The following is a 19,528-nucleotide window of genomic DNA, read 5'->3' on the forward strand; positions in this document are numbered from 1 at the left end:
CGGCGAGCGCGGTCGTCCTATCGTTGCAGACGTGAACGATCCGGAGCTGGAGGCGGAGCTCGCCGACCACAGCCACGACCACTCCCACCGTGACGTCTCCGGCGGCTGGCTGCGCGCGGCCACCTTCGGTGCGATGGACGGCCTGGTCACCACGATCGCACTGATCGCGGGCGTCGGGGGCGGCGGGGCGGGCCGTGACGTCATCGTGCTCAGCGGGCTCGCGGGTGTCGTCGCGGGGGCGTTCTCGATGGCGCTCGGCGAGTTCGCCTCGGTCGGCACCCAGAACGACGCGCTCGACGCCGAGGCGGCCGTCGAGCGCCGTGAGCTGGCCCAGCACCCCCGCGCCGAGCAGCACGAGCTGGCCGCCCGGTTCCGGGAGATGGGCCTGTCCGAGCAGACCGCCGACGCCGTGTCCCGGGAGGTGCACCGCGACCCCGAGCTGGCGCTGCGGATGCACATCAGCCAGGAGCTGGGGGTCAGCCTGGACGACAAGCCGTCGCCGTGGGTGGCGGCGGTGTCGTCGTTCGCCGCGTTCGCGGTCGGCGGGCTGATCCCGCTGATCACGTTCCTGCTCGGCTACGGCTCGCTCGCGCTCGGCCTCGCCGTCGGCGGCGTCGGCCTGCTCGCCGCGGGGGCGCTGACCTCGCGGTTCACCTCCCGGTCGTGGTGGTCGGCGGCGCTGCGCCAGCTGGCGTTCGGCGCCATCGCCGCCGGCGCCACGTACCTGGTCGGCATGCTGATCGGCGTCAGCGCCGCCTGAGGGTCAGTCCTCCACACTGATCACCCGGGCCGGGCACACGTGCTCGGCCTCCTTCACCGCGTCCCGGTCGCCCTCGGCGGGCGAGTCGGTCAGCAGCTCGACGATCCCGTCGTCGTCCTGGTCGAAGACGTCGGGCGCGGTCACGACACACTGGCCGGCCCCGATGCACAGTTCCTTGTCCACGATCACGCGCATGGCCATCAGAATGCCACCGGCAGCGCGTGCACGCCGTAGACGGCCATGTCGTCGCGGAACGGGATCTCCGAGTCCGGCACGGTGACCCGCAGTCCCGGGAAGCGCCGCAGCAGCGCCGGGTAGGCGATCTGCAGCTCGAGGCGGGCCAGTGGCTGCCCCAGGCACTGGTGCACCCCGAACCCGAACGCGACGTGCCGGTTCGTCCCGCGGGTCACGTCGACCTCGTCGGGGTGCGGCCACTGGCGGGGGTCGCGGTTGGCGGCCTCGGCGGCGAGCACGACGCCCTCCCCCGCGCGGATCGTGACCCCGCCGATCTCCAAATCCTCGGTCGCGACCCGGCGGCGGCCGACGTGGGTCACGGTCAGGACCCGCAGCAGCTCCTCGACCGCGGCGCGGACCTGCGCGGCGTCGCCGTCGCGGACGACGGCGAGCTGGTCGGGGTGGTGCAGCAGGGTCAGCGTGCCGAGCGCGATCATGTTCGCCGTCGTCTCGTGCCCGGCGACGAGCAGCAGCAGCGCCGAGGCACTCGCCTCGTCGACGGTGAGGTCCCCGGCCGCGACCCGGGCGGCCATCCCGCCGAGCACGTCGTCGCGCGGCTCGTCCAGCCGCTCCCGGACGAGGCCGGCGAGGTAGTCCTGCAGCGCGTCCGACGCCGCGGCCGACGCCTCCGCGCCCGAGGTCAGGTCGACCATGATCCGGCTCTGCGCCTCGAAGAACGCGTGGTCGGCGTAGGGGACCCCGAGCAGGTGGCAGATCACCAGCGACGGCAGCGGCAGCGCGAACGCCTGCACCAGGTCGGTCGGGTTCTCCCCCGCTTCCATGGCGTCCAGCAGCGCGGTGACGGTCTGCTCGACCAGCGGCCGGAGGCGCTCGATACGGCGCACGGTGAACTCACCGATGAGCATCCGCCGGTGCCGGGCGTGCTCGGGGCCGTCCATCATGATGAAGCTGCGCCGGCGCCCCCGGGAGCGCACGCGGCGCGACCGCGACGCGGCCGGGTAGCCGTCGCGGTCGGCATCGGCGGACAGCCGCTCGTCGGCGAGCGCGGCGCGGACGTCGTCGTAGCGGGTGACGAGCCACGGCGTACTGCCGTCCCAGATCCTGACCCGGGCGACCCCCGGCTCGGCGGGGCACTCGTCGTCCCGGATGCGGGCGAGCTCGGCGGGCGGATCGAAGGGGCACCCGCGCGTCATCGGGTAGGTGGGCACGGGGTCGGTCACGGCGGTCATCGGCATCACTCCCGCCGAGAATGTTAGCAATGCTCAGTTTCATTGCGCAACGATCTGTGCAGAGAGCAGAGACAGGAACGGCCCCGTCCCGGGATCGGGACGGGGCCGCTGGGCGGTGGAGGTGCCGGGAATCGAACCCGGGTCCTCCGTCGGTTCACGAGGGCTTCTCCGTGCGCAGTCCGCTCTGTCTCTACTCGGATCCACCGGTCACGCGAACAAGCCGGTGTGACGATCCCAGCCACTGTTGGATGTTCCCTGCGATTCCGCGGCCGAACCGCAGGGTGAGTCCCCTGAATGATGTCGGGAACCGGAGCGGGGACGCCTCCGGCCCGACAGCCCCTACCTGGTGATCAGGCAGCGAGCGCGTAAGCGCTCTGGGCAGTGCGACTGTTGTCGGCACTTATTTTTTTGCGACGCATGGTTAACGAGATCATCGTCGCCTTCCTCGGCACGCTTCACCTCGATCAACGATCGGAGTCGAAACCGTTCACCCCCTGGTCGGGTCCCGGAGGACCCGCAGTCCACCTGCACTCCGCACGGACGTACCCGGGCGGACGCACAGCATAACGCCCCACGCCCGCCCGATCATCCCGGTTCCCGGTGGCGTGTCATCCCGCCGCGACGTCGTAGGTGTGCCCCGCGGCCCGCAGCCGGTCGACCAGCACGTCACCCAGCGCGGTGGCCGGGGTGAGGCAGCCCGCACGGTCGGGCAGCGCGGACCCGCCCAGGGCCAGTGCGAGGCCCGCCTCGCCGAACATGACCGCGGTGGCCCCGTAGCCGGGGTCGCCGGGGCCGGAGACCCGCACCCGGTAGCGACGTCCGGACTCGGTCTCGGCACGCACGTCCATCCGGAACCAGCCGCGCTCGCGGGTCCGCTCCGACGGCCCGGTCCCGGGCGCGGGCAGCACCCGGTCGAGCAGCGGGCGGATCGGCGGCACCATGAACGCACCGACCAGCGCGCCGAGCCCGCCGGTGACCACACCCGCGGTGACCGCCCCGGACACCCCGCGACCACAGCCCTGGAGCTCGCCGTAGCGCAGTCCGCGGCCGTAGGCGTGGTCGAGCAGCGCGTTGGAACGGCGCACGATCCGGGTGTTGTAGGACGCCATCACGAACGGCGCGGTCCAGGTGCCGTCCGGGAGCCGGGCGGGCGGTCCCGCGTCACCCGGCTGCGACGGCGTCGGCTCGGCCGACGGGTCGGGGCTCAGCGAGTGCGGGCGGGCGGCCAGGCGCCGGGCGTCGCGGTCGGTGCGGACGGTGTCGAGCTGCCCGCGCAACGAGTCCACCGTGCCGCCGGAGACCCCGCCGCGCATCGTCGCGACCGTGCGGACCTCGGTGAGCCCACCCGCGCCGTCGGCCTGTGCGGCCCGGTGCGCGAGGAACACCCCCAGGTCGGAGGGGACGGAGTCGTAGCCGCAGGAGTGCACGATCCGCGCGCCGCTCGCGCGGGCGGTGTCGTGGAAGCGGTCGATCGCCTCGCGGACGAACAGCACCTCGCCGGTGAGGTCGGCGTAGTGGGTGCCGGCCCTCGCGCACGACCCGACCAGTCCCAGTCCGTACTTCGCGTACGGGCCGACCGTGCTCAGCACGACGCGTGCGCCCGCGGCGAGCCGGTCGGTCGCGGCCGGGTCGGCGGCGTCGGCGACGATCAGCGGCCAGTCCCGCGCCGACGCGGGCAGCCCCGCCCGGGTCGCGGCGAGCTTCGCCTCGGAGCGGCCGGCCAGCGCGATGCGCACCCCGGGCGGGGCGTGCTCGGCGAGGTGACGGGCGATGAGGCCGCCGACGAAGCCGGTCGCGCCGTAGAGGGCGATGTCGACCGGGGCGGCCGCGCCGTTCCCGTCGTTCTGCGGGCTGACCATGTCTAGGAGCTCCTCGGGGTCTCGGCCGCGGGGCCGGGGGCGGCGTGTCGGACGGGGTCGACGCCCAGCAGCGCGGCCGGGGCGTCGTACAGGACCGAGCGCAGGAACGCCGCGCCGAGGCGGGGCTCGGCGGCGGCCCAGCCGGCGATCGCGGCGAGCTGCTCGGCGTAGGCGTAGGGGATGTTGGGGAAGTCGGTGCCGAGCACGATCCGCCCCGGGTGCTCGGCCAGGCGTGCCGGCCAGTCCGGCGGCAGCGGCGCGATCCGCTGGGAGAACGCGGTGCCGACCATCGTCGTGTCGAGCACCAGGTTCGGGAACCGGTCCAGCAGCTCCAGCGCGCCCCGGAAGTCCGGCATGCCCGCGTGCGCCAGCACGATCCGCAGATCAGGGTGCGCCGCCAGCACCTCGGCGAAGATCCCGAGCCCCGTGTGCTCGCCGGGGATCGGGCCGTCGCCGCAGTGGACGACGGCGGGCACGCCCGCGTCGGCCAGCAGGCCCCAGGCGTCGCGCAGCAGGGGGTCGCGCGGGTCGAACCCGCCGACCTGGACGTGCACCTTGACCATCCGCGCCCCGTCGGAGACGGCACGGCCGAGGTAGTCCACCACGGACGGTTCCGGGTAGAGCGTCGCGGTGCGCACCGCGCGCGGGTGGGCGTCGGCGAACCCGCCGGCCCAGCCGGTGAGCCACTCCCCCATGCCCGGCTTGTGCGGGTAGGTCAGGGGCGCGAACGCGAGCACTCCGAGGCGTTCGAGGATCGCGTAGCGCTCCTCCTCGGGTAGCCGGTACTGCACCGGCCACGGGGTGCCGTAGTGGGTCTCGGCGTCGTCGAAGTAGGCCCAGACCTTGTCGAGCATCCGCTGGGGCAGGAAGTGCACGTGCACGTCGACCAGGCCGGGCAGGTCCAGCTCGGCGGTCCAGCGGGGCACGTCGGCGTCGTCGACCGGTGGCAGGGGGAGATCCACGGCCCCACCCTAGGCGGGCCGTGGCTCAGCCGCGCAGGTCCCGGGCCCGCCCCTTGGCCGCGCGGCCGACGGCGCGCGCGATCTCCTTCTGCGCGTCCTTCTTGGCCAGGTCGCGGCGCTTGTCGTAGTCCTTCTTGCCCTTGGCGAGCGCGAGCTCGCACTTGACCTTGCCGTCGTTGAAGTACAGCGACAGCGGCACCAGGGTGAGCCCGCCCTCGCGGGTCTTGCCCATCAGTCGGTCGATCTCCCCGCGGTGCAGCAGCAGCTTGCGGGTGCGGCGCGGCTCGTGGTTGGTCCAGCTGCCGCGCACGTACTCCGGGATGTGCAGGTTGCGCAGGAAGATCTCGCCGTCGTCGATGGTGGCGAAGGCGTCGACCAGCGACGCCCGCCCCAGACGCAGGCTCTTCACCTCGGTCCCCTTGAGCGCGACCCCGGCCTCGAACTCCTCCAGGATCGCGTAGTCGTGCCGGGCCCGACGGTTCTGCGCGATCACCTTCCGGCCCTGTTCCTTCACACGACCAGCCTACCCGCGTACCGCCACCGGTATCCGACCACGGCGGCCCCGGAGCAGTGCCCGTGCACGTCGGCGCCACCTCGTGCAGATTCAGCGCAAGAGCAATGCTCGCGTATCAGACCGATGATCACAGAAGCGGACGTGACGACGACGGCGCGGGGTGAGCGCTCAGACCTTCACGTAGGCGCGCAGGGTCACGTAGCCGGTGATCCCGGCGACGAGGGCCCCGGTGGGCACGAGCAGCGCCGAGACCACCAGCACGTCGGTGATCCGGACCGGCGGGATCACGCCGGCCTGACCCATCGCGGCGAACAGGTCGTCGACGACCGCGTACTTGGCGGCGACCAGGCCGATCCCGGCGAGCGCCCCGCCGACGGCCCCGGCGATGGCGGCCTCGACCAGGAACGGCAGCTGGGTGGTCCAGCGCGTCGCCCCGACCAGGCGCATCACGCCGACCTCGGTGCGCCTCATGAACGCCGAGACCTGCACCGTGTTGGAGATCAGCAGGACCGCCGCGAGCGCCTGCACGACGGCGAGCGCGAACGCCACGTTGCGCACGCCGTTGAGGAAGTCGAACAGGGTCCCGACGACGTCGCGCTGGTCGATCACCCCGCGCACCCCCGGCCGGCCCTCGACGGCGGCCCGGGCGGCCGCGGCACCCGCCTGCTGGTCGGTCAGGGTGACCCGCAGCGTGGCGGGCAGCGACTGCGGCCGGGCGACGTCGGCGACCGACTGCCCGGCGAACAGCTCGCGGAAGCGGGTCCAGGCCTGTTGCTGGGACTCGAACGAGACCGAGCCGACGCCCGGGGCGGCCTCCAGCGCGCTCCGCACCGACGCGCACGTCGGCCCGCTGCAGTCCGGGTCGGTCTCCGAGACGTCCGGGGTGAGCGCCACCTGGATCTCGAGCCGGTTCGTGTAGAGCGCGGAGATGTCGTCGATGGTGCGCAGCACGAGCAGGCCCGCACCGACCGACATGAGGGTGACCGCGGTGGTCAGCACCATCGCGACGGTCATCGTGACGTTGCGGCGCAGGCCGGAGGAGACCTCGCGGGTGAGCAGGGCGGGGCGCATCTACCGGCCCGCCCCGTACACCGCGCGGGCCTCGTCGCGCAGCACGCCACCGTCGGCCAGCTCGATCACCCGGCGGCGCATCGCATCCACGATGGACGAGTCGTGGGTGGCCATCAGCACCGTGGTGCCCGCGCGGTTGATGCGCTCCAGGACCTGCATGATCTCCCGTCCGGTCTCGGGGTCGAGGTTGCCGGTCGGCTCGTCGGCGAGCAGCAGCGGTGGGCGGTTCACCGACGCCCTGGCGATCGCGACGCGCTGCTGCTCGCCGCCGGACAGCTCGTGCGGCAGCCGCTCCGCCTTGCCCTGCAGCCCCACCATCTCCAGCAGCTCGGGCACCGCGATCCGGATCTCCGAGGGCGTGCGGCCCAGGACCTCCAGCGCGAACGCGACGTTGCCGGCGACGGTGCGCTTGGGCAGCAGCCGGAAGTCCTGGAAGACGCAGCCGATCCGCTGGCGCAGCTTCGGCACCTTGCGCCGGGGCAGCCCGGCGACGTCGAGGCCGTCGATGAGGATGGATCCCGAGGTGGGGACGTCCTCGCGCAGCAGCAGCCGCAGCAGCGTCGACTTGCCCGACCCGGACGGCCCGATCAGGAACACGAACTCGCCCGCACCGACCGTCGCGGAGACCCGGTCCAGCGCCGGGCGCCCGGACGCCGGGTAGCGCTTGGAGACGTCCCGCAGCTCGATCACGGAGCGGGACGGTACCGCCGCCCGGAGTACACGGGCCGTGACGACACGCCCGTCAGGCCGGTCCGGCGGCGACCGGGTCCCGCGACGGGTCGAGCGCACCGGCGAGCCGGTCCAGGACGGGGACCGCCGCACGCAGCGCGACCGCGTCGGCACCGTCCAGGTCGCCGAGCGCGCGCCGGATCTGCCGCGTCCAGGCGGCGTCGAGGAGCTCGCGGTGCCGGACCGCCCGGGCCGTGGGGTACAGCAGCGCACGACGGCCGTCGGCCGGGTCGGCACGGCGCTCGACGAGGTCGCGCTCGACCAGCGACCGGACGGTGGCGCTGACGTTGCTGGGCTGCAGCCCGAGACCGCGGGCCACCGCCGACACCGGATGCCCGGGCCGCGCCGAGACCCACCGGAGCACCTCGTGCTCGGATCCGGTGATCGCGTCCAGGCCGACCGCGCGTTCGCCCGACGACCGCAGCACCCGCGACAGGTCGTGGACGGCGGCCACCAGCGCCGCCCAGTCCTCGCGCTCCTTGATCTCCGTCACAGACGCGATACTACTCGACCATTCATATATATTTTCATAACTGATCGCCCGTGGGAGAGAGGACGCCATGACCGTGGGTACCGAGCAGGCCGCACCGAGGACCGCGCGCGGCCGCACCGTGCCGGACGGCGTGTGGATCGGCGTTCTCGCGCTGCTGACGGCGGTGGCGCCGCTGGCCACCGACATGTACCTGCCCGTGCTGCCGACCGTGGCGACCGAACTGGGGGCGTCGGCGTCGGCGGCGCAGCTGACCCTGACCGCGTTCCTGGTGGGGCTGGCGGTCGGGCAGCTGGTGATCGGCCCGCTCTCGGACAGCTGGGGGCGGCGACGCCTGGTCCTCGCGGGCACGGTCCTGCTGTTCGTCGCCTGCCTGGCGAGCGCGGTCGCGCCGTCGGTCGCGGTGCTCGTCGTCGCCCGGTTCCTACAGGGCTTCGGCGGGGCGGCCGGCCTGGTACTGAGCCGCGCGATGATCTCCGACCGCACCGCCGGCGCGCGGACCGCGCAGCTGTTCTCGCTGATGATGGCGATCAACGGGATCGCGCCGGTGATCGCGCCGGTGATCGGCAGCTCGCTCGGCGGGGTCGTCGGCTGGCGGGGCATCTTCGTCGTGCTCGCCGGGCTGGCGCTGCTCATGCTGGTGTCGTCGCTGCTCGCGGTGCACGAGACGCTCCCGGCCCCGGCCCGTACCTCCGGCGGTGTGCGCCGGACCTTCGCCGACGTCGGCGCGCTTCTGCGCCGCCGTCGTTACGTCGGCTACGTGCTCGCGTTCGCCACGTCGTTCTCGATGATGTTCGCCTACATCTCCGGATCGCCGTTCGTGCTGCAGCAGACACTCGGCCTCTCCACGACGCAGTACGCCCTGGCCTTCGGGACGAACGCGGCCGGGCTGGTGCTGGGCAACATCGTCAGCAGCCGGCTCGCCGCGCGGGTCGCCCCGCGCCGCCAGCTCGTCGTCGCCGTCGGGGGGCTGGTCGTGCTGTGCGCGGCTCTGCTCGTCGTGGTGCTGCTCGGCGCCGCCCGCTGGCCCGTCCTCGTGCTGCTGTTCGCGACCCTGGCCACGCTCGGGTTCGTGATGGGCAACAGCGCGGCGCTGGCGACCGGCGAGGTCCGCGACCGCGCCGGGACGGGCTCGGCCCTGCTGGGGGCCACCCAGTTCGGCCTCGGCGCCCTGGTCTCGCCGCTGGTCGGGTCGAGCGCGACGGCGATGGCCGTGACCATGCTGACCGCGGCCACGCTCTCCGCCGTGTCGCTCACCGCCCTGACCCGCGGCGCGACCGCGCCGCGCTGAGCCGGCACCGCCGTCCCGCCCGCCCGGCTCGCGACGCCGAGATGCACCTCAGCGGGAGTTGTCGATCTCCGCGGCCCGCTGAGCTGCATCTCGACGCACCGCGGCCGGGTCGGTGCGAGGCGTGACCCGCGAGGCACGACCCGCGCCCTGAGAGCCGCGAGCCGCGAGGCGCGAGCGCGAAATGCGGGGGCCGTCGTCAGGGGGCGGTGATCTCCACCGGTAGCCCGGGGTCGCCGAAGGAGACGGTCACCGCACCCGGGACCGCGGCGCCGGCGTTCTGCATCCCGGCGGCCGGGGCCTGCGGCTCCAGGCGCAGCCGGAGCAGCCGTCCGCGGTCGGCGGGGGCGGCGTCGGGGGCACCGAGCCAGGCGGTGAACCGCGGGGTCGGCGAGACCAGCCCGGCGAGCTCGTCGAGCCGGGCCCCGACCGCGGGGTCCGGGGCGCCGGCCCGTGCGGCGGCGAGATCCACCGACCCGGTGTAGGTCGTCGCGGCGACGCCGTCGACGTCGGCTGCCCCCGGCGCGGCGACGACGTCGCGCAGCCCGGGCGCGGCGTGCAGCATCCCGCCGACGGCACCGACCGGGAGGAGCCCCGTGGACAGCGGCTGCCAGCGGTCGCTGCCGCCGAACCGGGCCCAGGCACGGTCGTCGAGCACCCTGACCTGGGCACCACGGGTGCCGACGGCGACGGTGAGGTCCGCGGCGAACGGGGTGAAGCGGGCGGGGCCGGAGGCGCGCACCGGGCCGGTGACCGAGTCCAGCTCGACGTCGACCCGCGCCGACCCGGCGCCGGCGAGCGCGGTGCCCGCGGCGGCCACGGTGTCCTGCGCCGACGGCGCGGTGGACGCGGCCGGAGCCCCGTCGGCGGCCGGCTCCGGGGACCCCGTCGTGCATCCGGCCAGGGCGAGGACGAGGAGGGCGCCGCAGACGGCGGACGCCCGGCGACCCCGGCTCACGAGGCCGATTCGGTCTGCTTGCGCCAGCGGATGCCGGCCTCGATGAACTCGTCGATCTGGCCGTCGAGCACCTGCGAGGGGTTGCCCTCCTCGTGCTCGGTGCGCAGGTCCTTCACCAGCTGGTACGGGTGCAGCACGTAGTTGCGCATCTGGTTGCCCCAGGAGGACCCGGCCTCCTTGAACGAGTCGCGCAGCTCGCGCTCCTCCTGCCGGCGCCGCTCCAGCAGCTTCGCCTGCAGCACGGCCATCGCCGACGCCTTGTTCTGCAGCTGGGAGCGCTCGTTCTGGCAGGCGACGACGATCCCGGACGGGATGTGGGTCAGCCGGACCGCCGAGTCGGTCGTGTTGACGCCCTGGCCGCCGGGCCCGGACGCGCGGAACACGTCGACCCGCAGGTCCTTCTCGTCGATCTCGATGTGGTCGGAGGTCTCGACGACCGGGGCCACCTCGACACCGGCGAACGACGTCTGGCGCCGCCCCTGGTTGTCGAACGGCGAGATCCGCACCAGGCGGTGGGTGCCGGCCTCGACCGACAGCGTCCCGAACGCGTACGGCGCGTGGACGGCGAAGGTGGCCGACTTGATGCCGGCCTCCTCGGCGTAGGACGTCTCGTAGACGTCGGTGCCGTAGCCGTGGCGCTCGGCCCAGCGCAGGTACATGCGCAGCAGCATCTCGGCGAAGTCGGCGGCGTCGATGCCCCCGGCCTCGGACCGGATGGTCACCAGGGCCTCGCGCTCGTCGTACTCGCCCGAGAGCAGGGTGCGGACCTCCAGCGAGGAGATCTCGCTGCGGAGCTTCGCGCGCTCGGCGTCGGCGTCCGCGACGGCGGACTCGTCGCCCTCGTCCTCGGCGAGCTCGTAGAGCACCGGCACGTCGTCGAGGCGGCGGCGCAGGTCGTCGAGGCGGCGCAGGTCGCCCTGGGCGTAGGCCAGCCGGCTGGTGATCTGCTGGGCGGCGTCGACGTCGTCCCAGAGGTCCGGCCGGCCCGCCTGCTCGGACAGTTCCTCGATCTCCTGGCGCAGCCGGGGCACGTCGGCGACGGCCTCGATGCTGGACAGCGTGGTGTCGAGGTCCTTCAGGTCGGCCTGGACGTCGGAGTTCACAACGGTCGAGGGTACGCGGGGGTGGGACCCGGTTCAGTCCTGGGGGATCGCGTCGATCAGCTTGATCATCGCCCGGGTGTGGGCGACGGCGAAGTCCGCGACCGGACGGCCGTAGGGGTCGTCGGTCGCACGGGCGGCGGCGCGGGCCACCGCGAGCCGCTCGGCGTAGGCCTCGCGGGCAGCCGCGACGAGCTCGGTGCGCTGCTTGACCGTCAGCGTCCCCGCGTGCAGCAGCCGCAGCACCAGCGGGCTGCGGACGGCGTCGGCGTCGCCGCCGGTGGCGAGCCAGTGCTTGAACGACCGCTTGCCGGCGGCGGTGATCACGTACTGCTGGCTGGCCCGCGGGCCCTGCTTGCCCAGGCGCAGCAACGCCTCCTCGGTCAGCGCGGGCAGCTCGCGGTAGACCTGGCTGCGGGTGACCGAGAAGAACAGCCCGAACCGCTCACCGGCCGCCGCCACCAGCTGCCCACCGGTCATCGGCCCGCCGTGGAGCAGACCGAGGAGGGCGGCGGCGGTGGCGTTGACCGGTGTGACGGGTGCCATCGTCCGACGGTCCCACGTCCGCGCCGGGCGCGCGAGTCCACAGCGCACATCCTCCCTGAGCAGACGGGGTGCACTGTGGCCTCACGCGGCCCACGGAGGGGTCAGGCCCCGATGGTCAGGGAGGCGATCCGCTCGCGGGAGACGGCGACGTCGCCGTACTGGCCGGCGAGCCGCTTGGCGCGCTTGTAGAAGAAGTGCGCCTCGTGCTCCCAGGTGTAACCGATGCCGCCGTGGAACTGGATCATCGCCGCGGTCGCCTGGAGCGCCACGTCGCTGCTCTTGGCCTTGGCGACGGCGACGGCGAGCTCGACACCGTCGAGCCCGGCGTCCACCGCGTGCGCGGCGTAGAGCGCCGCGTGCTCGGCCATCGTGACCCCGACGTGCAGGTCGGCCAGCGCGTGCTTGAGCGCCTGGAACGACCCGACGGGCACACCGAACTGGGTGCGCTCGCGGTCGTAGGCGACGGTGCGGGTCAACGCCTCGCGGGCGATGCCGACCAGGTCCGCGGCGACCAGCACGGTCGCCCGGTCGGTCAGCTGCTTCTGCAGCTCGACGGTGGTGCCGGGCAGCGCCTCGGCGGTCCCGCCGTCCAGCGACGCGAGCCGGGTGGTGCCGTCGTAGCTGCCGACCGGCGACGCCGTGGCGCCGGTGATCAGCGCCAGCCCGGGCAGGCCGTCCTCGGCCGGGGCGACGACGACGTCGGCGAGCGCGCCGTACTCCACCACCGACAGACCGGTCGCGGCGCTGCCCCGGGTGGTGAACGCACCGACCGCCTCGCCCGCGGCGAGCTTCGGCAGCCAGGCCGCCTTCTGCTCGTCGGAGCCGGCGAGCCGGATCGCGTCGGCGGCCAGCACGGTGCCGCGCCACGGGCCGGGGGCGACACCCGCCCCGAGCGCCCGGGCGATCACCTGGGCCTCGACCAGGCCGAGACCGAGGCCGTCGTGCTCCTCGTCGACGGTGACCGCGGTCCACCCCTGCTCGCCCGCGGCGCGCCACAACGACGCCGGGTTGCCGTCGTCGGACGGGTTCTCGACGACCGTCCGCACGGCGGCGAGGTCGAAGCGCTCGGCCAGGTAGTCGCGCACCGCGGCGCCGAACTCCTGCTGGTCGGAGGTGAGTGCGAAGAACATGTGTCCGCTCCCCTTACCGCGGCAGGCCGAGCACGCGCTCGGCGGTGACGTTGCGCTGCACCTGCGACGAGCCGCCCCAGATGGTGACCGAGCGCGACCACATGGCCTGGGCGTGCAGCGGGCGCAGGTCGGTGCCGTCGGGCAGCGCGTCGAGCGTGGCGTCCTCGCCGAGGATCCGGTCGTAGACCTCCCAGAGGTCCTGGAACGCCTCGGACCACTGGAGCTTGGTCATCGACGCCTCGAAGCCGAGATCGCGGCCCTGCTCGACCTGGGTGAGCACGTGCATCGAGTGCAGCTTCAGGCACTCCAGCTCGATCAGCACGCGGGCCAGGTCGTCGCGGATCACCGGGTCGGTGTCGCGGCCGAGCCGCCGGGCGACGGCGGCGATCTCGTCGTACTGACGACGGAACTCGGTGTACTGGGAGATGCCGGACGCGCCGCGCTCGAACGAGAGCAGCAGCATCGCGGTGCGCCAGCCGTCGCCGATCTCGCCGAGGCAGTCGGCGGCCGGGACGCGGGCGTCGTCGAAGAAGACCTCGCCGAACTCGCTCGCCCCGCTCATCTGGCGCAACGGGCGCGCGGTGACGCCGGGCTGGTCCATGTCGATGAGCAGCATCGAGATGCCACGGTGCTTCTCCGACCCGGCCTCGGTGCGGACCAGGGTGAAGATCTTGTCGCCGTGCACGGCGTTGGTGGTCCAGACCTTCTGGCCGTTGACGACGAAGTCGTCACCGTCGCGAACGCCCTTGGTGGACAGCGCCGCGAGGTCGGAGCCGGCGCCGGGCTCGGAGAAGCCCTGGCACCACACGACCTCGTTGCGCAGCAGCGGGCCGATGATCTCCTTCTTCTGCGCGTCGGTGCCGATCGCCATGACCGTCGGCGCGAGGAAGGTCAGCCCGAGCGGGTTGACCGTACGGGGCGCCTGGGCGCGGACGGTCTCCTCGTCGTAGATGGCCTTCATGCCGGGTGTGCCGCCGCGGCCGCCGTACTCGACGGGCCACTGGATGCCGGCGAACCCGGCGTCGGCCTTGTCCCGCTCCCAGTCGCGCCGCAGCCGGAAGCTCTCGGAGTCCTCGAGGGACTCCCAGAACCCGGGGCGGGTCCACTCCTGCGGGATGTGGGCGCCGAGCCAGGAGCGCAGTTCCGCGCGGAACTCCTCCTCGGCCGGAGTGAAGGTGAGGTCCATGGATGAGCACCCGTTCTTCGTGTGAGGTCGGCACTGTCCCGCCCCGGAGCCTTCCATACCCGCCGGTAACCTGCTTCCCGCGGCGTGTCCGTGGCCCGGGCGGTATGCAGGGAGTAGCCTTTCGGTATGCGCAGCGAGCGGGTGACGGTCACGCTGCCGGCGGAGCTGGTGGCCGAGGCGAGGGACGCGGTGTCCCGCGGATCGGCGTCGAGCCTGTCCGCCTACGTGGCGGAGGCCGTGCAGGCACGACAGGACCGGGACCGTTCCCTGGCCACCCTGGCCGACCTCTACGGCGGTCCCCCGCCGGCCGACGAGCTGGATGCCGCGCGCCGTTCGCTGCGCCCGGTCCCGCCCGTGGCCGTCGGCTGAGCCCGCGATGATCGGCGGACGCGTACTCGACTCCTCGGCTCTGGCGGCCTTCGCGACCGGTCGCCCCGTCTACATGCGTGCCCTGGTCTGGGCCGCGGTGGAGGAGAACATCGTGCTCGCGGTGCCCAGCGCCGCCCTCGGTCGCGCCTGGTCGATGGTCGACGCCGAGCACCACGCCGCACTGCAGGTTCTGCTGGGTCTGCCGAACACCGTGATCCACGAGCTGTCCCCGGAGAGCGCCCAGGAGGCCGGACTGCTGCTGGCCTCCCAGGGGCTCGACGACATCGTGACCGGCCAGGTCGTCACCGCCGCCCGGCGGCGGGGCTGGCCCGCGGTCACCGGGGACCCGGGGGCGCTGCGCAAGCTCGACCCGATGGTGCCGATCGAGGAGCTGCCCTGAGCGTGCTCAGGCGCTCCCGTCGCGCAGCCGGGTCCGGAGACGCGCCAGCTCGTCGTCGGTGAGGCCGTTCTCGCGCAGCCAGCCGACCGGACCGCCGTGGCGCTCGTCGAGCAGCCGCAGGAACTCGGCCATGACCTCGGCCCGCGGGCGGTGCCGGTCCAGCTCGTCGACACCGGGCATCGGCTCGCCCGAGGCGGTCGTCCACTTCCGGAACAGGGCGTCGATCCGGGTCGCGGACAGCGCGTAGTCGGCGGTGATCTCCTCCCGCGGTACCCCGACCGCGGCGCACACCAGCGCGACGAGCACCCCGGTCCGGTCCTTGCCCGCGGCGCAGTGCACGACGGTCGTCCCGGAGTCCAGGGTCGCGATCCGGCGGACCCCGTCGACGACGTACTCGCCGCGTCCCTCCAGGTAGGCGAGGTAGTGGCCGAGCATCGGATGGGAGTCGCCGAGGTCGACCTCGGGCAGCGCGATCCCGGTCTCGGGGATGAAGCTGAGCCGGTGCACCGGCACCCCGGCTGCGGCGAGCGCACCGAGGCCGTAGGTCGTGCGTTCGTGGTCAGTGCGCAGGTCCAGCACCTGCGCGACACCCAGCTCGTCGGTGAGGTACGCGACGGCGGCCAGCCCCAGCCCCTCCAGGGACTCGGTGCGCAGCAGGACGCCGGTGCGGACGCGGCCCCCGCCGTCGAGCGGGAGGCCGCCGACGTCACGAGCGTTGGCGAGGCCGTCGACGGTCAACCAGCGGTCCGGTACGAGATCGGTCACGACCCCAGGTTAGGCAGCCCGGGGCGCCACGGCAGCGGTCGCAGGGCAGGGTTCACCGGCCGTGCACCGGCGGGCGGCGCAGCGCGGCGGGCAGCACCCGGGCACCGTCGCCGTACGCGGCGGCGGCGTCGTCGGGGTTGACCAGCCGGCAGGTCGTCATCGACAGGCAGCCGCAGCCGATGCAGCCGTCGAGTCCGTCGCGGAGGGCGGTCAGCGCGTCGATCTGCTCGTCGAGCCTGCCGCGCCAGGACCGCGACAGCCGGGCCCAGTCCGACCGGGTCGGCGTCCGGTCCGCGGGCAGCGCGTCGAGGGCGGAGCGGACCTCCTCCAGCCCGACCCCGATGGACCGGGCCGCCCGGACGAAGGCGAGCCGGCGCAGCACGCTGCGCCGGTAGCGGCGCTGGTTGCCCGAGGTCCGGGTCGCGGAGATCAGCCCCTCGCGCTCGTAGTAGCGCAACGCCGAGTGCGGGAACCCGCTGCGCTCGACGATCTCCCCGATGGTCAGCAGGTCGCCCGCGTCCATGCCCGTCCCCGTCCTGTCACCCCGCCGCGGCCGCCCCCACACGCCGGTCCGCGCATCGGGACGGCCCGTGCAAACCTCGAGCCGACTCCAGTATTGCGCCGTTCGTCGCGAGCCCGCCACCTGCGGGGACCGCCGTCCGTCGGCCGAGGCGCACCGTCCACCGGGTTGCGCCCCGCACGCCATCAAGATCACGGAACCGGTGAACGGTGTCTGTCGCGCGGCGACCGACGACCCCGGGGCTGGACCCCCGCGGCGGGGCCCTCTACGGTCGTCCCCAGTCATCACGGCCCGATCACGAGCGGGCTGGAGCCGGACTCCCCGACCGGCTCACCCGGGACCCCCGACCCGGCCGTTCGTGCGCGGCGCCGTCCGTGATCTGAAAGGCGTTTCCTTGCCCGGACACCGCTCCCCCGGTGGCCACCACGGGTTCCCCCGACCCGTGGCGACCACACCTGCAGCGACGGCCGCTGCACCGTCCCTCGGTTCCTCGCGGCACGGCGGCCCCGCGCACGCCGCGCGTCGTGCGGGCACCCGCACGGCCGCCACCGGCGCCGCGTTCGGCGTGCTCGCCTCCGGTGCGTTCGCCGCGATCGTCCCGACCACTCTGGACGGGACCTCGACGCAGGCCGACGCCGAGGAGGGCGGCACCACCGCCGCCACGACGCTGGCCGCGTACTCCGCGAACATCCCCTCGGCCACGAAGGCCACGGACGGATCGACCTCCGGCTTCTTCAGCCCGGTCTCCTTCGCCCAGCCGTCCGCCGCGTCGGGCGCGCTGCAGGCCGCCGCCCCCGCCCAGGACGCCGACCTCGCGTCCATGGGCAAGGCGCACGAGATCGCGACGAAGATCGCCGCCGAGCACGCCAAGGCCGCCGCTGCCGAGAAGGCACGCCAGGCCGAGAAGGCACGGATCGACGCGATCGTCGCCCAGGGCGGGCTGGACGGCTGGATCGCCGAGGCCCTGGACCACATGGGACTGTCCCAGGCCTACGCGAGCGGGCTCAAGCGGATCATCCTCAAGGAGTCCAACGGGAACCCGCACGCCATCAACAACTGGGACTCCAACGCCGCGGCCGGCAACCCGTCCGAGGGCCTCATGCAGGTCATCCCCTCGACGTTCGCGGCCTACGTGCACCCGGACTTCGCGGACCGGTCGATCACCGACCCGATCGCGAACATCACCGCGGGCGTCCGCTACATGATCGACCGCTACGGCATCGACACCCTCGACGCGGGCGGCCGGGTCGGCAGCCACGGCGGATACATCGGATACTGAGCGAGACCCTGACCCCACGAGCGGCGGTCACCGGGGGAACCCGGTGACCGCCGTCGTCGTTGTAGGGGTCGAATCGTAAACTTTCCTTTACCCGATCGTGCCCGCAACGAGGAGCTGCCACTCGTGTCGTCCCCCGGTGGAGCCCCCGCCAGCCGCACCACGACGACGGCCGGGGGCGTCGCGCGCTCCCGGTTCCGTCCGGAGCTGCAGGGTCTGCGCGCCCTGGCGGTGGTGCTGGTGGTCGTCTACCACGTCTGGGTCGGCCGGGTCTCCGGCGGCGTCGACGTGTTCTTCCTGATCACCGGCTTCCTCATCACCGGTGGTCTCCACCGGGCGGCGGCGCGGGGCGGGGTCGACGTACTCGCCACGTGGCGCCGCCAGTTCTCCCGGCTGCTACCGGCGGTCACGGTCGTCCTCGTCGCGGGCGTGGTGGCCGGGTTCTGGCTGCTGCCGGAGAACCGCTGGATGCCGACCGTCCGGGAGACGGTCGCGTCGCTGCTGTTCCTGCAGAACTGGGAACTGGCACACAACTCGGTCGACTACGCGGCCCGCGACAACGCGGCCAGCATCGTCCAGCACTTCTGGTCGCTGTCCATCCAGGGTCAGTTCTACCTGCTCGCGCCGCTGGTCGTGGCCGGTGTCGCGATCGCGACCCGGCGCGACGGGGCCGACCTGCACCGGCGGCTCACCGGCACGCTGCTCGCCGTCGGCGCGGCCTCGTTCGCGTACTCGGTGTACCTGACGCTGGTGAACCAGCCGCTCGCCTACTTCCACTCCGCGACGCGGATCTGGGAGTTCGCGCTCGGCGGGCTGCTCGCGCTGTGGATCTCCCGGATCGAGGACCGGCCGGAGCTGACCCCCGGCACCCGCGCGGTGCTCGGCTGGGGCGGTGTGGCCGCGCTGGTCTCCTGCGGGATCCTGCTCCAGGTCGACCGCGCGTTCCCCGGCTGGGCGGCGCTCTGGCCGACGCTGGCCGCGGCGATGGTGCTGGTCGCCGGGCGGTCCGGGCACCGGTTCGGCGTCGACCGCCTGCTGTCGGGACGGGTGCTGCGCACGATCGGCGACATCTCGTTCCCGCTGTATCTGTGGCACTGGCCGATCCTGACGCTCACGCTGGTGCGCACCGGGCAGGACCGGCTGGACCTCGAGCAGGGCGCCGCCGTGATCGCGGTGTCGTTCGTGCTGGCCTGGCTGACCCACCGGTTCGTCGAGCAGCGGATCGCCGAGCTCGACGTGCGCCACGCGCTGCGGACCGGCGGGGTGCTCGCGCTGACCGTGCTCGTCGCGGCGGGCTCCTGGTACGGGCTGGCCGCCGCGCGGGCGTCGACGCCGGTACTGGCGGGCTCGCCGTCGCACCCGGGCGCGGTGGCGCTGTCCCCGCAGTTCGACCTCGCCTCGCTCGACCCGGCCGACGCCGAGCTGACCCCGTCGCTGGTGCAGGCGCCCGACGACTGGAGCTACCGCGGCACCCACTGGGACTGCGGGCCCTCCGAGCACGGCGCGGAGCTCGAGGTCTGCACCGTGCCCGCGCCGGACCCGGAGACCTCGGAGCGGACGGTCGCCGTGGTCGGCGACTCGCACGCCCAGCAGTACGCCGCCTCGCTCGCGGTGATCGCCGAGCAGCGCAACTGGTCGATGGTGGGCATGTTCCGCGGGGCCTGCCCGATGTCGGTGCGCTCGGAGACCGTCGCCGACGACCAGGGCTGCACCGACTGGAACGCCGCGGTGCACGACCAGCTGGTCGCGATGCACCCCGACGCGGTCCTGACACTGGCCAGCCGCGACGTGCGGCCCGGGCTGCACGAGCAGACCCCCGAGGGGTTCGTCCAGGCCTGGCAGCGGCTCGACGCGGCCGGGATCCCGGTCGTCGCCGTTCGCGACAACCCGCGCTTCGACTTCAACGTGGTCGACTGCGTCGCCACGCAGGGCCGGGGCGCACCGGCCTGCGAGATCGACCGGCACACGCTGTACCAGCCGTACCCGCCGTGGTCGGCGGTCCCGGGCGTCCCGCCGAACGTGGTGTTCGCCGACATGGCCGACGGCATCTGCGATCCGGCGGTCTGCCGCAGCGAGGTGGGCAACGTGCTCGTCTACATGGACGACAACCACCTGACCGCGACCTACGCCGAGACCCTCGCCCCGACGCTCGCGACGGCGTTCGACCACCTCGGCTGGTGA

General features: G+C 73.7%; 21 protein-coding genes and 1 other RNA gene. 6 read left to right on the forward strand and 16 right to left on the reverse strand.

Annotation, left to right across the window (positions count from 1 at the left end):
• Positions 1-31 precede the first annotated feature (31 nt).
• Positions 32-760 carry a VIT1/CCC1 transporter family protein gene (locus tag DMP15_RS24735; protein ID WP_073578369.1) on the forward strand — a complete coding sequence of 243 codons (729 nt, stop codon included), beginning with the start codon at positions 32-34 and terminating at the stop codon, positions 758-760.
• 3 nt (positions 761-763) lie between these two features.
• Here the strand turns inward: DMP15_RS24735 and DMP15_RS24740 are convergent, their stop codons facing one another.
• From DMP15_RS24740 to DMP15_RS24780, 9 genes are all read right to left on the reverse strand, one after another.
• A complete protein-coding gene (locus DMP15_RS24740) occupies positions 764-955 on the reverse strand; it encodes a ferredoxin (protein WP_073578396.1) in 192 nt (63 codons plus the stop codon).
• A 5-nt stretch (positions 956-960) separates the two neighbouring features.
• Positions 961-2,184, reverse strand: coding sequence for a cytochrome P450 (locus tag DMP15_RS24745; RefSeq protein WP_337826511.1), 1,224 nt, complete (start codon positions 2,182-2,184; stop codon positions 961-963).
• Positions 2,185-2,297: 113 nt separating this feature from the next.
• Positions 2,298-2,679, reverse strand: a transfer-messenger RNA (tmRNA) gene (ssrA, locus tag DMP15_RS24750).
• Positions 2,680-2,792: 113 nt separating this feature from the next.
• The gene (locus DMP15_RS24755; RefSeq protein WP_337826512.1) at positions 2,793-4,043 is read right to left on the reverse strand and encodes a saccharopine dehydrogenase family protein; all 1,251 of its coding nucleotides are present in this window, start codon (positions 4,041-4,043) and stop codon (positions 2,793-2,795) included.
• Between the two features lie 2 nt (positions 4,044-4,045).
• Positions 4,046-5,005 carry an amidohydrolase family protein gene (locus tag DMP15_RS24760; protein WP_073578367.1) on the reverse strand — a complete coding sequence of 320 codons (960 nt, stop codon included), beginning with the start codon at positions 5,003-5,005 and terminating at the stop codon, positions 4,046-4,048.
• A 25-nt stretch (positions 5,006-5,030) separates the two neighbouring features.
• Entirely contained in the window at positions 5,031-5,519 is a 489-nt protein-coding gene (smpB, locus tag DMP15_RS24765; RefSeq protein WP_073578366.1) for an SsrA-binding protein SmpB, read from the reverse strand.
• Positions 5,520-5,687: 168 nt separating this feature from the next.
• On the reverse strand, positions 5,688-6,590 hold the full coding sequence (gene ftsX, locus DMP15_RS24770; protein ID WP_161151716.1) for a permease-like cell division protein FtsX: 903 nt from the start codon (positions 6,588-6,590) through the stop codon (positions 5,688-5,690).
• Positions 6,591-7,280 (reverse strand): cell division ATP-binding protein FtsE, encoded by a 690-nt coding sequence (gene ftsE, locus DMP15_RS24775; RefSeq protein WP_073578394.1) that lies wholly within the window; start codon positions 7,278-7,280, stop codon positions 6,591-6,593.
• A 52-nt stretch (positions 7,281-7,332) separates the two neighbouring features.
• Positions 7,333-7,812 (reverse strand): MarR family winged helix-turn-helix transcriptional regulator, encoded by a 480-nt coding sequence (locus DMP15_RS24780; RefSeq protein ID WP_337826513.1) that lies wholly within the window; start codon positions 7,810-7,812, stop codon positions 7,333-7,335.
• A 67-nt stretch (positions 7,813-7,879) separates the two neighbouring features.
• Here DMP15_RS24780 and DMP15_RS24785 point away from each other — a divergent pair, with 67 nt between their 5' ends.
• Positions 7,880-9,100, forward strand: a complete 1,221-nt coding sequence (locus DMP15_RS24785; RefSeq protein WP_073578364.1) for a multidrug effflux MFS transporter — start codon at positions 7,880-7,882, stop codon at positions 9,098-9,100.
• A gap of 196 nt (positions 9,101-9,296) precedes the next feature.
• Here the strand turns inward: DMP15_RS24785 and DMP15_RS24790 are convergent, their stop codons facing one another.
• The 5 genes from DMP15_RS24790 to DMP15_RS24810 all read right to left on the reverse strand — a co-directional run bounded on the left by DMP15_RS24790 (position 9,297) and on the right by DMP15_RS24810 (position 14,017).
• Entirely contained in the window at positions 9,297-10,055 is a 759-nt protein-coding gene (locus DMP15_RS24790; RefSeq protein ID WP_337826514.1) for a hypothetical protein, read from the reverse strand.
• A complete protein-coding gene (gene prfB / locus DMP15_RS24795) occupies positions 10,052-11,158 on the reverse strand; it encodes a peptide chain release factor 2 (protein ID WP_073578362.1) in 1,107 nt (368 codons plus the stop codon). Before prfB ends, DMP15_RS24790 begins: the two co-directional genes overlap by 4 nt.
• A gap of 33 nt (positions 11,159-11,191) precedes the next feature.
• Positions 11,192-11,701, reverse strand: coding sequence for a helix-turn-helix transcriptional regulator (locus tag DMP15_RS24800; protein WP_020621783.1), 510 nt, complete (start codon positions 11,699-11,701; stop codon positions 11,192-11,194).
• A gap of 101 nt (positions 11,702-11,802) precedes the next feature.
• Positions 11,803-12,831, reverse strand: coding sequence for an acyl-CoA dehydrogenase family protein (locus tag DMP15_RS24805; protein WP_337826515.1), 1,029 nt, complete (start codon positions 12,829-12,831; stop codon positions 11,803-11,805).
• Between the two features lie 13 nt (positions 12,832-12,844).
• Entirely contained in the window at positions 12,845-14,017 is a 1,173-nt protein-coding gene (locus DMP15_RS24810; protein WP_179760954.1) for an acyl-CoA dehydrogenase family protein, read from the reverse strand.
• Between the two features lie 126 nt (positions 14,018-14,143).
• Between DMP15_RS24810 and DMP15_RS24815 the strand changes: the two genes are divergently transcribed.
• Positions 14,144-14,386 carry a hypothetical protein gene (locus DMP15_RS24815; RefSeq protein ID WP_062400609.1) on the forward strand — a complete coding sequence of 81 codons (243 nt, stop codon included), beginning with the start codon at positions 14,144-14,146 and terminating at the stop codon, positions 14,384-14,386.
• Positions 14,387-14,393: 7 nt separating this feature from the next.
• Entirely contained in the window at positions 14,394-14,786 is a 393-nt protein-coding gene (locus tag DMP15_RS24820; RefSeq protein WP_073578360.1) for a hypothetical protein, read from the forward strand.
• Positions 14,787-14,792: 6 nt separating this feature from the next.
• On the opposite strand, the gene DMP15_RS24825 is transcribed toward DMP15_RS24820, so the two are convergent.
• A complete protein-coding gene (locus tag DMP15_RS24825) occupies positions 14,793-15,551 on the reverse strand; it encodes a tyrosine-protein phosphatase (RefSeq protein ID WP_337826516.1) in 759 nt (252 codons plus the stop codon).
• A gap of 52 nt (positions 15,552-15,603) precedes the next feature.
• Positions 15,604-16,074, reverse strand: a complete 471-nt coding sequence (gene soxR / locus DMP15_RS24830; RefSeq protein ID WP_073578358.1) for a redox-sensitive transcriptional activator SoxR — start codon at positions 16,072-16,074, stop codon at positions 15,604-15,606.
• Between the two features lie 439 nt (positions 16,075-16,513).
• On the opposite strand from soxR, the gene DMP15_RS24835 reads away from it, so the two are divergent.
• Entirely contained in the window at positions 16,514-17,350 is an 837-nt protein-coding gene (locus tag DMP15_RS24835; protein WP_337826517.1) for a transglycosylase SLT domain-containing protein, read from the forward strand.
• A gap of 123 nt (positions 17,351-17,473) precedes the next feature.
• Positions 17,474-19,528 (forward strand): acyltransferase family protein, encoded by a 2,055-nt coding sequence (locus tag DMP15_RS24840; RefSeq protein WP_337826518.1) that lies wholly within the window; start codon positions 17,474-17,476, stop codon positions 19,526-19,528.

The organism is Pseudonocardia sp. UM4_GMWB1 (assembly GCF_017312155.1).
GTDB classification, from domain to species: Bacteria; Actinomycetota; Actinomycetes; order Mycobacteriales; family Pseudonocardiaceae; genus Pseudonocardia; species Pseudonocardia alni.